At 42.1% G+C, this 15,155-nt stretch carries 14 protein-coding genes and 1 tRNA gene; 7 read left to right on the top strand and 8 right to left on the bottom strand.

The genetic code is table 11. The features are described 5' to 3' along the window. Positions 1 to 114: 114 nt before the first annotated feature. Positions 115 to 1,512, bottom strand: coding sequence for a sigma-54-dependent transcriptional regulator (locus tag ACN0W5_RS05600; RefSeq protein ID WP_417453212.1), 1,398 nt, complete (start codon positions 1,510 to 1,512; stop codon positions 115 to 117). Between the two features lie 9 nt (positions 1,513 to 1,521). Continuing rightward, complete coding sequence (locus ACN0W5_RS05605) at positions 1,522 to 3,252, bottom strand: sensor histidine kinase (protein ID WP_417453213.1); 1,731 nt, start codon at positions 3,250 to 3,252, stop codon at positions 1,522 to 1,524. A 259-nt stretch (positions 3,253 to 3,511) separates the two neighbouring features. Here ACN0W5_RS05605 and ACN0W5_RS05610 point away from each other — a divergent pair, with 259 nt between their 5' ends. Further along, a complete protein-coding gene (locus ACN0W5_RS05610; RefSeq protein ID WP_417453214.1) occupies positions 3,512 to 3,754 on the top strand; it encodes a hypothetical protein in 243 nt (80 codons plus the stop codon). Between the two features lie 465 nt (positions 3,755 to 4,219). Next, positions 4,220 to 5,533 carry an NAD(P)/FAD-dependent oxidoreductase gene (locus ACN0W5_RS05615; protein ID WP_417453215.1) on the top strand — a complete coding sequence of 438 codons (1,314 nt, stop codon included), beginning with the start codon at positions 4,220 to 4,222 and terminating at the stop codon, positions 5,531 to 5,533. Between the two features lie 155 nt (positions 5,534 to 5,688). On the opposite strand, the gene ACN0W5_RS05620 is transcribed toward ACN0W5_RS05615, so the two are convergent. Next, the gene (locus tag ACN0W5_RS05620; RefSeq protein WP_417453216.1) at positions 5,689 to 6,588 is read right to left on the bottom strand and encodes a LysR family transcriptional regulator; all 900 of its coding nucleotides are present in this window, start codon (positions 6,586 to 6,588) and stop codon (positions 5,689 to 5,691) included. Positions 6,589 to 6,777: 189 nt separating this feature from the next. Between ACN0W5_RS05620 and ACN0W5_RS05625 the strand changes: the two genes are divergently transcribed. Continuing rightward, entirely contained in the window at positions 6,778 to 7,317 is a 540-nt protein-coding gene (locus ACN0W5_RS05625) for an NADPH-dependent FMN reductase (protein ID WP_417453217.1), read from the top strand. Between the two features lie 86 nt (positions 7,318 to 7,403). Here the strand turns inward: ACN0W5_RS05625 and ACN0W5_RS05630 are convergent, their stop codons facing one another. Beyond that, a complete protein-coding gene (locus tag ACN0W5_RS05630) occupies positions 7,404 to 8,000 on the bottom strand; it encodes a GNAT family N-acetyltransferase (protein ID WP_417453218.1) in 597 nt (198 codons plus the stop codon). A gap of 200 nt (positions 8,001 to 8,200) precedes the next feature. Next, positions 8,201 to 9,595 carry a hypothetical protein gene (locus ACN0W5_RS05635; RefSeq protein ID WP_417453219.1) on the bottom strand — a complete coding sequence of 465 codons (1,395 nt, stop codon included), beginning with the start codon at positions 9,593 to 9,595 and terminating at the stop codon, positions 8,201 to 8,203. A 245-nt stretch (positions 9,596 to 9,840) separates the two neighbouring features. On the opposite strand from ACN0W5_RS05635, the gene ACN0W5_RS05640 reads away from it, so the two are divergent. Next, a complete protein-coding gene (locus tag ACN0W5_RS05640) occupies positions 9,841 to 10,857 on the top strand; it encodes a GlxA family transcriptional regulator (protein WP_417453220.1) in 1,017 nt (338 codons plus the stop codon). Between the two features lie 163 nt (positions 10,858 to 11,020). Here ACN0W5_RS05640 and ACN0W5_RS05645 read toward each other — a convergent pair. The 3 genes from ACN0W5_RS05645 to ACN0W5_RS05655 all read right to left on the bottom strand — a co-directional run bounded on the left by ACN0W5_RS05645 (position 11,021) and on the right by ACN0W5_RS05655 (position 12,036). After that, positions 11,021 to 11,110: transfer RNA gene (locus ACN0W5_RS05645), tRNA-Ser, on the bottom strand. A gap of 187 nt (positions 11,111 to 11,297) precedes the next feature. Then, positions 11,298 to 11,642, bottom strand: a complete 345-nt coding sequence (locus ACN0W5_RS05650) for a FliM/FliN family flagellar motor switch protein (protein ID WP_417453221.1) — start codon at positions 11,640 to 11,642, stop codon at positions 11,298 to 11,300. A gap of 55 nt (positions 11,643 to 11,697) precedes the next feature. Next, complete coding sequence (locus tag ACN0W5_RS05655; protein WP_417453222.1) at positions 11,698 to 12,036, bottom strand: hypothetical protein; 339 nt, start codon at positions 12,034 to 12,036, stop codon at positions 11,698 to 11,700. Between the two features lie 141 nt (positions 12,037 to 12,177). Here ACN0W5_RS05655 and ACN0W5_RS05660 point away from each other — a divergent pair, with 141 nt between their 5' ends. The 3 genes from ACN0W5_RS05660 to ACN0W5_RS05670 all read left to right on the top strand — a co-directional run bounded on the left by ACN0W5_RS05660 (position 12,178) and on the right by ACN0W5_RS05670 (position 15,129). Further along, a complete protein-coding gene (locus ACN0W5_RS05660) occupies positions 12,178 to 12,618 on the top strand; it encodes a hypothetical protein (protein ID WP_417453223.1) in 441 nt (146 codons plus the stop codon). A gap of 140 nt (positions 12,619 to 12,758) precedes the next feature. Next, complete coding sequence (locus ACN0W5_RS05665) at positions 12,759 to 14,048, top strand: lytic murein transglycosylase (protein WP_417453224.1); 1,290 nt, start codon at positions 12,759 to 12,761, stop codon at positions 14,046 to 14,048. Positions 14,049 to 14,172: 124 nt separating this feature from the next. Next, on the top strand, positions 14,173 to 15,129 hold the full coding sequence (locus ACN0W5_RS05670) for a septal ring lytic transglycosylase RlpA family protein (protein ID WP_417453225.1): 957 nt from the start codon (positions 14,173 to 14,175) through the stop codon (positions 15,127 to 15,129). Positions 15,130 to 15,155 lie beyond the last annotated feature (26 nt).

The following is a 15,155-nucleotide window of genomic DNA, read 5'->3' on the forward strand; positions in this document are numbered from 1 at the left end:
GATATATATTAATTTCTCTTAACCCTCGCTAAAGGATTAGCAAGTATCTGCCGAATTCAACCCAGCACATCGGCAAAAATCCGCCGAAACATGTCAAAATACATAATTCAGCATTTACTCATGATCACTTCGTTTAAGACTATACTTGGCCATCTTTTCATTAAGTGTACGCCTTGGAATGGAAAGCTCTTCAATTACTGCTGATACATTTCCTTTATGCCGTCCCAAAGAAGCAAGTATAACATTTCGCTCAAATAGACGTACCTGTTCTATAAGAGGGAGGGATGTTCTTGCCTGACTTTCTTTTTCACTGTTTAAAATGATCGATAGTTTTTCCTCAGGAGGGCGTGTCGATAAAGCATAACGCTCTGCAGCATTTCGTAATTCGCGCACGTTTCCCGGCCAATTATGGGCCATAAGACTGGCTATACCTTCGGGGCCAGGCATTTCGATTTCCCTCCCGAAAGTCTCGGCTGCACGTTTTGCCAAAAGCTTGAATAAAATTGGCAAATCATCTTTACGTACCCGTAGGGGTGGGATTGCCATCACGAAAGTTGCAATACGGTAATAAAGATCTTCCCGTAATCTACCCGAGGCAATCGCATCTTCGGGCGGTTCCTGAAGGGCTGCTATTAATCTGAATTGAACAGGTCTGGCAACGTTTCCCCCCAAAGGCGTCACTTTGCGCTCTTCCAAAGCCCGCAAAAGCTTAGCCTGGAGATCCATTGGCATCGAGGACAATTCATCAAGGAATAAAGTACCACCATTTGCTGCCTCCAACTTTCCCATTCTTTTTGCTTGCGCCCCGGTAAAAGCTCCTTTTTCATGACCAAAGAACTCGCTTTCCGCCATTTGCTCAGGAATAGCAGCACAGTTAACGGCAACAAAATTTCCGCTGGGGTTTTCACCAAACTCGTGAAGACAACTGGCAACAACTTCCTTTCCGCTACCTGTTTCGCCTTGAATGAGAATGGAAGCATTGGTTGGGGCAATATCGATGATATCCCTTTTAAGTGCTCGCATAATCGGGTTTGCACCGACCAAACGTGCATCAAGCCCTTCGGCGGCAACAAGATCTCGTTTCAGTGCACGGTTATCTAGAACAAGAGCACGCTTTTCCAATGCTCTTCTAACGATATCCAAAAGATGTTCTGGCTCGAACGGTTTTTCGATAAAATCATAGGCTCCATTTCTCATGGCCTCGACAGCCATTGAAACATCCCCGTGTCCCGTTACAAGTACCACCGGAATATTGGCATCTATATTTTTTATCTCTCGTAACAAAGAAAGTCCGTCCATTCCCGGCATTTTGACATCTGAAATTACAATCCCCTGATAATGCCAATCCAGATTTTCAAGTGCTGATCGTGCATCTTGGAAGTCGTCAATTTCAGAGTGTCCAGCCAGCTCAAGCCATTGTTTTGTCGAAACCCTTATTGCTCTTTCATCATCAACAAGCATAACCGGACCATCAATGACGGCTTGATCATTTTGCTCTTCAACTTGTGCCATTTATAAAATCTACTTTTCTATATAACGGGGAAAAGACAGAACAAAACACGCTCCGCCATCTGAATTATTAGACGCCTGTATCTCACCTTTTAAGTCTTTTATAATGCCATAGGTAATCGACAGGCCAAGTCCCAGACTTTCATTATTCGATTTTGTCGTAAAAAAAGGGTCGTAAAGTTTACTAAGGACATGATCTTCGAAACCAGTTCCTGTATCAGAGACAACCACATTAACACGGTCCCCAATAATCGAAGCTTCAACATGCACAACTTTCGAACCTTTAATTCCATCCATTGCATCAATGGCGTTTCTATATAGATTAACAAAGACTTGTTCTAATCTTGTCTCATCACCTGCTATCAGCATCTTTTCCGCGGCCGTATTTATCAATACATCGATGCCGTGTGCTTTAAAAACCGGTTGCACCAGATGAGAAGCTTTATTTATTGCTTTTCCGACATCAGTTGGCCTTATTTTTAACGAAGACTTCCGAGCAAAATTTTTCAACTGCCCTGTAATCATTCCCATTTTTTCAGTTAAAGACGATATTTCAGTCAAAGATTGATCAAGGTCCCAGTCTTTGTCCTCTCTAAGAAAGGATCCACAATTTGAGACATTGTTCTGTATCGCTGCAATCGGTTGATTTATTTCATAGGCAATCGCGGCTGACATTTGCCCCAATGCTGCGAGCTTACCTGCTTGTACCAATCCGTCCTGTGCCGCTCTGAGTTCTTTTTCGGTTCTTCTTCTTTCTTCAATTTCTATTTCAAGCTGCCGATTCATATCTTCCATCTTTTCGGCCTCTAAAGCCCGGCGGGCTGAAATAACCTTCTGACGTCGCTCTCGTATAAACAAGGCAAGCACGAGTAACGTGATCATAACCCCAATACCTATCGCAACAATTGTCCGTTGGTTTTCGGTAACCGGACCGATAGAAACAAGATAATGAATTTTCCAATTTGTATTTTCTACGCTCTGAATAGTTTCCAGGTATTTTTCACCATCAACTTCCGTGGCAATGTCACCAGCGATACCCGTTTCATCCGTACTAAGTATTTCGAATGTGGAATCTCCGTACTGTTTAATACGTTTCAGTTTTTGTAATTGCGTATCAGAAATTTTCCGTAAACTCTTGTAAAGCCATTCTTTTTTACTTGCTAAAAAAATAATTCCGTTGTCGTCCGTAATCAATACATTCTCACCACCGTCATTCCACTGTTGCTGTAAGGGTGTCAGATTTACTTTAACAACCGTTGCGCCAATAATACTGTTATTTTCATAAACAGGATGAGACATAAAAAAGCCCGGGATGCCGGATATCGTGCCGATTGCAAAAAAACGACCTTCGCGGCCTTCTATCGCATCCTGAAAATAGGGCCGAAAAGAATAGTTGTGTCCGACAAAAGTCGTATCATCCTGCCAATTTGATGACGCCAGTGTATTTCCCTGCTTGTCCATAATGTAAAGGACATTGGCTTCGGCCTTATTATTCGTTTCTGCAAGATATCTACTAACCTTATTGGCAAAGAACGTATCATTTGGAAAGGTTGTAAGAAGATCTTTTACATCTTCATTTCCCGATAACACAAAGGGAAGATATCGATACTTGTCCAACTCACCAAGCAGGTTAGATTGGTAGAGACTTAACCGCTCTATGGACGTTTCTCTCAGCTCCAATGCTGTAGAAGCGCCTAACCAATAGCTTGCTAATCCAATCGCTAATCCACTGCTGGAAAACACAAAGATCCATCCCCATATAATTTGCCGAGAAAATTTATAAGCAAACGCAAACATGTAACGCATCAGACCTATGGAAAATTGATCACTAAACAAAGAGAAATGAGGAAAGCCCTAGTTAATCGTTAATCCACTAAAGCACGAATACACTAAACCCTGCGGGACACATTAATAACACATGAATTTACCAAAATAGATACAAGACGACTGTCCCCTCATAACTTTATAACCATGTCCATTAAACAACTTTCATGGGCTGGTCATGACAAAAACAAATAAACATCTCGCAATCATCTTAACAGCAACGCTTTTTCTCGGCGCCTGTAGTGGCCTATCCAACACACAGCAACGCGTTTTAAGCGGTGGTGCTATTGGTACTGGTGTTGGGGTGGTTGGAACCGCTGTCACAGGAGGTTGCGTGACTTGTGGTGCTGTTATTGGTGGTGCAGTAGGGGCAGGAGCAGGATATCTTGTTGACCAGCATGAAAAAGGGAAACTTCCTTAAAGAATAAACTTACTCCACTCATTTTTAAAAAAGTATTAAGCCAATCCCAGATGACAAGGACACTGCGGTTTTCCAGTACTTCACTATGGGCCACAAGCCAGTAATCACTTTGCTGGCATGTGATTTCCTCTGACACACGGACAAGTCCAACATAGTCTCTGGCATAACCGTTTGTCCACAAAATCAATCCTGCAACCGGTAAGCTCAACAATCAACACATTGCCTATTTCGAAAAGCAACATTTTAAAAGACATTTGTTTGAGTGAAGATCAGTTACCGGCCTCTTATGAACAAAAACTCGATAAATATGTTACTGAACGACGGAGGTTTTATCCTAGATCGTGGTATTAAACCGTGAAATTCAATCAAATTATATCCGAGAAAATCTATATTGACTTATTGACCATCAGCTCTTGTTATGCGACAGCCTTTAATTAGGATAAAAAGTATTTTCGGATATACTCCATGGCCTTGGCACCACTTACCTTTTCAACAGATAATCACGGTTGGGCAGAACTTCTTCCCCACAGACAACCAACCAAAACATTAACAGGTACTCATCGCGTGCCCTGGGTTGTAATCGGCGCTGGAGTTACCGGTTTATCCGCAGCGAGAAGGTTAGCTGAAAACAACCCTAACGATCAGGTTCTTCTGCTTGATGCAAGACAGTTGGGGCAGGGTGCTTCTGGCCGAAATTCTGGTTATGCTGTGGCCATAAGTCAATTTTCAGGAGCCTTCGACAAAGAGCAAGAAAAAAACTATCGTCGGATAGCGAGAATTAATGCCCAAGGACTTGATCTATTACGACAACAGGTAGGTGATCTGGGAATCAATTGTCAATGGCAAGAAGATGGTTACTATCACACGGCAGCTGATGCAGCATCTTTAAAAGAGTACGATAATTTCAAAGATCACCTGAACAGACTCGGTTACGAACACACTCTTTTAAATAAAGACGATTTGACAGACCGACTAGGCACATCTCTCTACCAAGCAGGCATTCATGTTCCCAAAGGTGTATTATTACAACCTGCCGCTCTTGTTCATGGCCTTGGTGATAACTTACCAGCAAACGTTACGCTCTATGAAAATAGCCCTGTATTAAAAATTAATCAGGGTGAACCTTGCCATTTAGAGTTAGAAAACGGGCAAATCACGGCAGATAAAGTCATCGTAGCAACCAATTACGAAGCCCCTAAACTAGGCTTTTTAAACCGCTATATCATGGGAAGCACATTATCTGGTAGTTTCACCCGTCAACTAACAAATGATGAACTTTCTAATCTGGGTTCCCTTAAAGAATGGGGTGTTCTTTCCCTTCATAGCGGCGGGGCAACAGTTCGGCTAACCCGGGATAAGCGTATTTCCCTTCGAAACACGGCCGAATATCATGGTGCTGTCCTAATGTCAGATACCTTCCTATCCAAGCGACAGGATATTCATCGCGCCGCTTTCGAGAAACGTTTTCCACAGCTCTCGCACGTACCTTTCGAATTTTCGTGGTCAGGCGTTGAAGGGATAAGCCAAAACTTTACAAATTTCTTTGGCAGACAAGCGCCCAATATCTATCTAGCAGGTGGATATAATGGATCTGGCGTTAGCAGAGGAACGGCTTTTGGTGCCGCCTTAGCTGACTACGCCTGTAATATTTCATCAGACCTTGTCGATGATTGTTTAGCTTCAGCACCAGCTACATGGATCCCGCCCCGGCCTTTTCTTGATATCGGCGCTTTTTTCAAAGTAAAGATGCGTTTCATAGGCGTCGGTTTAGATAGATAATCAAGTTTGTAAGAAGAATTAAAATTTTTTCACAAGACCAATCCCTTATGAATATTGATTCACAGGAACTGCTGTTATGAAAATTTGTTTTACTGGGCTGGCTTATAAATCCCTGACTGACCTATAAATCAAAGATAAAGTCTTCTCGTGGAAACTTAAGCTCGCGTGTTCATTTTAAATTTCTTTTCAAAAAAATCGATCCAAGCTCTGGCTTTTTTTGTTAGACCTTTTCGGCTTGGATACAGCACGTAATAGCTTATAATTTTACTCTGCCAATCGGGTAAAACCTGCACGAGCTTGCCCTTATCAATTGCGTCCTGAATAATGTATTCAGGCATGAGCGAAATCCCGCAACCATCCTCGACCATAGAACGTAATGCTGTGAAATCATTGATTGTATTGTTTGGCATCACATCCAACGAACGCAATTCACCGATTTGATTTTCAAAGATAAATTGCTTTAAATCATAGCTATCGCTCATCATTAACAGCTTGTGATCAGGCAACTGATTTAATGAAGTCGGAGAGCCGTAATTTTTTATATAATCAGGTGAAGCACATAGTTTTGCTCTCGCTTGACCTATGCGCTTTGTCATCAAGCTCGAATCCTTTTGTTCACCTACTCGGATCACTAGATCATAGCCTTCTGTAATCAAATCAACATGACGGTTACTTAGATCCAAGTTAATCTTAATATCAGGGTATAACTTTGCAAATTCTCCAAGGTATGGCGCAACCAGGTACTGTCCAATTGCAAAAGAAACACTTACCCTCAGATTTCCGCGGGGCGCTTCTCTCATATTATTTATACTCTCTATGGCACTCTCAGATTCCTCTACAACACGCCGACAGTGATGAAAGAAAATTGTTCCCATTTCAGTTAACTGAACCGCACGGGTTGTTCGTTCTATAAGGCGGACGCCCAAATCGCTTTCCAAGGCTGCGATACGGCGACTTACCCGTGATTTTGGAATATTCAAAACCCTTGCAGCTGCTGAAATGCCTTCAAGCTCTGCCACTTTGGCAAACAACACCATATCATTCAGATTTATCATAAAAGATCCTTTGTAACTTCGCCACCAATCGTTCCAATTACAGAACAGTATATCTTACTTTTAGATCTACAAGAAAAAAATCAGAACAATTATTTAAAACATAAGTTGTTGATCAAAGACACAACAACACACTTTGTTTTAGTTAGCGATCACCTAAAAAAGGTCCGAATAATGTCGAAGGACAATACAATGAAGATTCTTGCTTTTGCAGCCAGTAGCAGTACCAAATCTATCAACAAAGCACTCATCATCTATACAGGACAGATATTCGAGAAAAAGTATGAAAACGTAGAGGTAGAGGTTATTGATATTAATGATTATGAAATGCCTCTGTTCAGCACAGACAGAGAAGATGAACTTGGCCATCCCCAACAGGCTCATGACTTTATCAAAAAGATCAAAAATTCGGATGGGTTGATCATCTCTTTTGCAGAGCATAATGGCTCTTACACTGCCGCATACAAAAACCTATTTGACTGGGCTTCACGTATAGAGGTTAAAGTTTTTCAAAATAAACCGTCATTGTTCTTATCAACCTCGACCGGGCAGGGTGGCGCAAGCAGCGTTCTCAAAGCAGCTGAAAACTCAGCACCCTTCTTTGGCGCAGATTTGAAAGCGACACTTTCAATTCCAAGTTTTGAAGATAATTTCGACAGAACCAACAATCAGCTGACAAATGCTGAGCTAAAGAAAAAGTTAAATGATGCACTCTTTAAATTGTGTATGTAATCCAAGAGCCTTGATCTTTTCCTTGTAGAGATTTATCTCATTACCATAAGGAAAAGAGCAAGGTTTCACATTGAAATAAGAATGACTTAAGAACAAGAAATGTCTTTAAACATTAATACCCAGTTTTCACCTTCCAATGACACACCTGTTTTAACCATTGGTTCTTTTGCGACACTATAAAACCCGAATTCTTCATATAGCTTCCGAGCCGGATTGATATCCCGCACGATGACACTTAATCGTTGATACTTTGCTTTAATCGCACTTTCTTCTACAGCGCAAAGAAGTGCGAGAGCAGCTCCTTTTCGCCGAAAATCTGAATAAGTGGCAAGAATATGTACGTTCCAAGTACCAACGGCTTTTTGTTCCAATAATGCAAGGGGAACAAATAAAGGCGGGATTTCATCATCATTAACGATGACATCTTTATCTTCTATGGGGAAACTAAAGATAGCCGCAATGACTTGTCCTTTACTATAAGCAGCTTTCGCATGCTGATAAGAAAAAGAACCTTCATTTCTCTTTACGCGCCGTACGCCAACATCAAGGGCTGTTTCATTTTCTTCACGCATTTCCTGCCATGTAATTTGGGTGAGCCCATCACTTGCTATCGTTGCTAATTCAGCAAGATCTCTTGCGTCATTGTAAGTAGCTGGTTTTATTTGAAATTGTCTATTATTCATGTTCGAAGATTTCGTTTAGTTGGATGATAATTAGGGCTACGATAATTAGTTCACAGAGCGAATTTGATAAAGCTCAGCAAAAGGAATGACGATACGAGGATTCCTTTGAATTCTGGACCGTAAACATATCCGTAAGCCTAAAACGGTTACTGTCAGACTTACGGATAAATTATAGTTCAGAAAATTACTGACGAACCGAACTATCGCGCCCAATTTGTTTTGTTATCAGCATGTGTTCGCAAATAAGCACCCGCTTCAAAGTGCTTGTCATAAAAATCTGTATCTAGCTTATGAGCTTGAAGATACATCAAGGTAAAAATGGCTGGTACTGTTGCTGGAAAACGTCCGAATGTATTGTATATGTAATCAGCCATAGCCACGACACAATCAATCTGTTCTTGACTGAAACTCGCGGCACTTGATCTGATCGTTTCTGTTTTTTTGTACGGCCCTTTTGTATTAACATTAAAGGGTCCTCCCAATCCAAATTTACGCTCAACAACAGACATAACCGCGGCACGCATATCAGGAAAATGAGGTATTGTATGCCCCTCGAAATGTCCCTCTAAACCTGTAATATGAGGAAAGGCAGCTCCATCAAGCATATCATACCGAAACCCCAAACCAGGAACCTTTGGATCTCCGCTGGCACCTAAAATGCTGAAAGGGTTAATACCTTCATACATCCAGCCACCTAACCCAAGCGCCTGAAGCATTAAAGCTCCGGCATAGCATGACGTAGAAGTTTCGACGGTTACCTCAGTAAGTGCCAACTGTTCTACGTAAGAAAGGGGGAATGGGTTGTTGATATCCACAACCTGACGAAATTTATCCATACCCGGAATAGCTCTACCATTCACATCATCAATCAGACATGCACCATTTTGAACCAGATAACACAAAACCAAAATCATATGCTGGGCTAAATCAGCTACTGGTATAATCAATGTGCTCCCTGGTACATTGGCGCACCATTCATTGTGAACCTCCATATGCTGTGGTTCTTTGGGAATATTTAAACGCCCTTCGCCAAGCTTAACGATCCTAGCCTTGTGAGTATCGAGGTACGACTTAAGGTCAATGTCTCCGTTACTTTCTGGGATCATATCCCGGGTCGGCATCATATAGCTTCCGTTGTCATCCGTAAAAAATATCTCAGATGTGTGAAAACCAGCAGCAGAGGGAAATGTTCGCCCCCCGGCAGCGCCAGCATAATTAGGGATATTGGGGGAATAAAATCTATTGTGAGGTATCAAATTTGACCAACCTGTGTTCCCTGAAACAGTAGAAAGAAGGAGCATTTGTTCCATTTCACTCAAAGATTCAGGCTTTTCAGTTGACTGATGTGCAAGGGGGCCATCAGGTATTATAGCACCTTTTGCAAAGCGACGAGATCTTCGGCCATGGATTGCTTCAATCAAAGGAAAGTTAATGGCCTCTTCTAGTCCTTTCGGATAGTCCGAATAACTGTCCAACAAAATACGTCCTTTCTTTTTCATTTCTCTTGCAGCCGAAGAAAACCCGGTAAAATTCAAAGTGATGCCTGCACTTAAGAGTGAAGCGCCCAATAATTTTCGGCGTGTTGTCTCAAACATTATCCTTCTCCTTCTGAACGTTAGACCAACTGCCTATCCGGCATAAGGATCTATCGCTTATGAATGGTTATTTTATGGATGTTTTTCACACCAAACGATTCCCAGTAACTTTATCAAGAATAGTTCCTGTAACTTGTCAGGCCGCTTGAAGTGGTGTTTCTTTCCGGCAAATAATCTGCCACTGCTGAAACAATATCGTTAGAGCTAAAATTGACAATAACGTGTCATATGTGACAGAAAACTGAATGCCTATTTCAAAAACCACGCAAAAAGTAACAATCGGCTTGCTAGCAGTGCCTGAATCTTCGGCAGCTGTTATATATGGACTACACGAAGTCTTCTCATGTGTTGGAACCATATGGGAAGGTCTCACGGGACAGAAGACACAAAGCAGGGAGATGCGGCCCCTTATCATTGCCGAAACAACAGAAACAATAATTACCAAACTTAAAGTCCCTATAGCGCCAGATGCAACCTTTACAGATCAGGCCCGAATGGATGTGATAATTATTCCTGATCTTTTTATTGAGCCGGATAAACAAGCTAACTGGTACAGCGCGATAAACTGGCTTAACTCTCAACGAGAGAAGGGAGCTGTGATTTGTTCTGTCTGCACTGGTTCTCTATTGCTCGCACAAACTGGCTTATTAGATGGAAGGGAAGCAACAACACATTGGAGTGCCTCAAAAACCTTCAAAATCCACCACCCTAAAGTCGATTTAAAAATAGAGCGGGTACTGGTCCCATCAGGGCCTGAACACGGTATTATAACCAGTGGTGGATCAGCCTCTTGGACAGACTTGTCCCTTTATTTAATTGCACGGTTTTGCGGAGAAGAAGAGGCAAGAAGAATTGCCAAGATCTTTTTGTTTGGAGATCACAGTCAAGGACAGCTTCCATTTGCTGCTATGGTTCGCCCCAGACAACACACCGATGCAACAATTTCAAAATGTCAAACATGGATAGCTGATCACTATGATGTAACAAACCCTGTTGCCGAAATGACCACATTATCAGGACTAAATCCCCGAACATTTAAAAGGCGGTTTCATGCATCAACAGGATACAAACCAATAGACTACGTTCAGTCACTGCGGATTGAAGAGGCAAAACACGCACTGGAAACGACCATAGACACTATTGATGATATCTCAGAACAAGTCGGTTATGAGGACGGCAGTTCCTTTCGACGTTTATTCAAAAGATTAGTGGGAATTTCCCCAAATGAATACCGTCGTCGCTACAGATATACCAAAATATGATTGTAGCACCGGCTAACTGTTCCCAGGATTTCGCCTCAAGATACTCATTTGTACGAATATCGCTATCAAAAGGGCCAGTTTAAACTCTCTCTAGAAGTATCAGTAATTGAGACATAAAAAAATAGTGAGCCGGATTTACATCAACGGCTCACTATTTGAATAATGGCGGAAGGACAGGGATTCGAACCCTGGAAGGGCTTGCACCCTTGCTGGTTTTCAAGACCAGTGCATTCAACCGCTCTGCCATCCTTCCATATATCGCCCTGAGAGTTATATTTTACTATCATCTCTCGGACGGGCTCTGAAATATCTCCATTTGAACGTAGTGTCAAATGCTTAGATAAGAAAAAATGACATTTTTTGTTTTTTCTTCCAAAAAATAAAAAAGGAGCTGCCTAGCTCCTTAATCTTTCATTGGACGGAAGTGTATTCAAGTACGGTCAATCACCAGTTCTTTTTATCATCTCGATAATCTCTACACACAGCCGATCTTCTTTGATCATAACCTCACCACGTGCGATCATCTGGTCATTTATCGAGATATCAATCGTATCACCAATATATTTATCCAACTCGACAACCGCACCACGTCCCATTTTCAACAATTGACTTACGGGCATTTGCGCTGTTCCCAGTATCGCGGACACTTCCAACCCGACCCCGTGAACCGCGGGGACATTTTCATCATTTACGGGTAACGCGGCCGCCGGAGAAGCTGCTTCTTCGGGCGGAGAATCGAACATGTCATCAACGTCATCGTTATTCATAGCTTCTTCATCAGACATGAAGTGACCTTTATATATAATTTACCAGTGATTAGAATACGCTTGCTCGCGCATCTTAGCTATCAAAATAATTCGCAATAAGAATTCGGGTTTCAGGATTCATCTCAACAAAAACCCCTGCGAGTGTTTCTTTGTCAGGTTCAATCCTAACAATAATAGATTTACAATCAAATTCTAGGGTGCCGCCATCCAGCTTCAAACAAAAGTTGATCGTAATATGATCCCCACGCAATAGTGGTCCGTCATAACCAGTTATAGCAAATCCGCTAGAGCTCCAATTGTCCAATGGATAGGCAACGTCGTAAACGGTAACAGTACCAGAAGCTCCAAACTCGCGACCTTCACGGCGCACTTCTTTCTTTCCAAAAAGCTTATCTAACAAATTTTTGATCATGCCCAAGCGAGATCCTTAAATAAATTAACAATATAATAAGCAGTAAGGTCTCATAAAAATGAAAACAAGATATTAACTCTACGTTTTCTTTTAGCAGTTATATTTATTTTCATAAATTAAAAACACCAGAAAAGTAGTGTTATGCTGGAAAAAGCAAAGAAAGTATTAGCGACGGTAATTATCTCGACCGCTTTCGCTCTGCCTGCACACAATAGTGTCGCGCAGAACGGTTACTTAAGCCCTAATAACATTACGCGTAAGCCCTTGTTGAAACCGGGATTACCAAGCCAGCAGTTAAAAAAAGAACGCTATTTGGGAAGCCGTCTAATCTATAGTACAAAAGATCCGCTGTCAGAAATTTTCACAAAAGATCCTGGATTAAGCAAAGCCTGTCGACGAGGTCGATTTAAACAAGTAAAATCGATGCAATACATTGCCGTCGTTGATGGTAGAAAATACGGCGCGGCATTGTATCAAAGAAATATGCTCCATGACCCCAAAAAGCTTGCCAAAAAGGATCGAATTTACCTGTTTAAAGGGCAAGGAACGTCGAACTGTCGCGTGTTTCACAAAACAATATAAAACCCAGAGAAATTTAAGAAAAATATACCAGAGGGGTATAATAGAAATATAATTGTAAACAAGGTGGCCTTTACTGCCTGAATTCGGATAAAGTTCTCTCAAATTCCTTTGAGATCATCTTTCGCGATTCGGAGCTTACTTTGTTTTTTTCATTACGCAGAACCTGTAAATTACAGAAAACATGCAAAAGCAGTCCAAAACTTACGTTCTGCGGGTATCTTCTTTCTACGGTTATTTCTGTTTCATTCCTAATTCCAACGGCACACGCTCAAACAGTTGAAAGCACACCGGAACCAATTGAAGCACAAATATCATTTGAACAATGGCTTAACGAATTCAAAGTAGAAGCAAAAAATAAGGGGATCTCTGAGCAAACCCTTACCAGAAGTTTTACTGGCATCGAGCCGATCCCAAAGATTATTGAATACGACCGAAGGCAACCAGAATTTACGCGTACGTTCTGGACCTATCTGGATCGGGCTGTAAACACTCAACGCATTAATAAAGCGCAACAACTTCAGAAAACTCACAAAGAACTACTGGATAACATCAGCAAAAAATATGGGGTACAAAGCCGCTTCCTACTCGCGTTCTGGGGGCTGGAAAGTAACTTTGGTCAACATACAGGCGGATTTTCTGTCATCGCTGCCGATGCTACACTTGCATACGACACACGGCGTAGTGATTTTTTCAGAACCCAGCTACTTGAAGCTTTACGCATAATAGATGACGGCCATATTACACCAGAAAAAATGCAAGGATCATGGGCTGGTGCCATGGGCCACCTTCAATTTATTCCCTCGACATATAATCTCTACGCAGTAGACGAAAATGGCGACGGTCGTAAGGATATCTGGCACAGCCTGCCAGATGTTTTTGGATCCGCAGCTAATTACCTTGGCCAAATTGGTTGGGATGATGAATATACTTGGGGCAGGGAGGTTCAGCTCCCTAAAGATTTCAACTGGGATTTAGTTGGCCTTAATACCAAGAAAACCCTTTTGCAGTGGCAACAAGCCGGCGTTAGAAAAATAACAGGTAATAATTTGCCTACACTTGAATTAGAGGCATCTCTCATCCTTCCATCCGGTCATAAAGGCCCCGCCTTTCTTGTATATAATAATTTTCGCAAAATCCTGAACTGGAATAGATCTATTCTTTATGCCCTTGCTGTCGGCCATCTGTCAGATCGGATTGCAGGCAAGCCACCTCTTATTTCACCGAGACCTGTCGAAGAGCGCCCCTTACACAGAACAGAAATTGAAGAAATTCAAACGCTTCTCGGTAACCTTGGGTACGATGTGGGCAAAGCCGATGGTATCATTGGCAGGAAAACACGCGAAGGTATTCGTAATTTTCAAAAGAAAGTTGGTTTACCCGGTGATGGATACCCCGATGAAGCTCTTTTACTTAAACTCAGAAACTCCTGAAAACCTTAAAACTTAATGAGCACAGAAGCATTGAATAAATTAATCACAGGGATCACACTGGATAAGATTGATAAGACTTCGATAGAAGCATACAATCTTATCCAGTACATGTATGGGGGTCTCAATGAGCTTAAATAAATTACCGAAAATTGCAGCATGCCTGACGGCTATAGGTTTAGGCTTAAGCGGGTGTGCAGAAATTGAGCTTGCGTCTCATGCCACCAAAACGATTACAAGAAGTGATACCCCAAAAACTATTGGGCGCTATAAAGTCGGCTCACCCTATCAAGTCAAAAAGCTCTGGTACTATCCTGCCGTTGACTATAATTACAGTGAAACTGGTATAGCGTCATGGTACGGCCCTGGGTTTGATGGTAAAAAAACTGCCAATGGTGAAACCTATGATCAATATGCGCTTACCGCTGCCCATAGAACTTTACCCATGCCTTCGCTTGTACGTGTGACAAACCTTGGAAATGGACGCTCAATAAAGCTGCGCATTAATGATCGGGGACCATTCTCGAATAATCGTATTATTGATGTATCCCGTCGTTCAGCCCAACTTCTGGGCTTTGAACTTCAAGGTACAGCTAAAGTCAAAGTTGAAATACTGGAAGAAGAAAGCCGTCAATTAGCCGCCCAAGCTCAGGGAAAAGACTACACACCTCAAGTCGCGTCAAATGAGAATACAACACTCGCGGCACCAACTGAAACGGTAACAGCCGAACCTCTGGATGCTCCGGCGACGTCTTCCACAGTAACAAGTGAGACATCTTCACCGATTGAGACAGCAAGTATTGAGCCTACCGTAAATTTTACCGATGGCGTCGTGTCACAGACGCCTGTTGCACCAACTAGTATCTATGTTCAGGCGGGATCTTTTCTGCAGGTTCACAATGCAGATCGCCTTCGCGCTCGTTTATCTCCACTCGGGACTGCTCAGGTAGCTAATGCAGCTTTAGGGGAACGTACTTTTTATCGTGTTCGCCTTGGACCTTTGACGAACGTGCAAGAAGCCGACAATCTTTTGAAAATATTACACGACAATGGGTACAATGATGCCCGTGTAGTCGTTGATTAATAGTTCGGGATTAATATTCCAGCCAA

It is taken from the genome of Kiloniella sp. (assembly GCF_048270245.1).
Classification (GTDB): Bacteria; Pseudomonadota; Alphaproteobacteria; order Kiloniellales; family Kiloniellaceae; genus Kiloniella.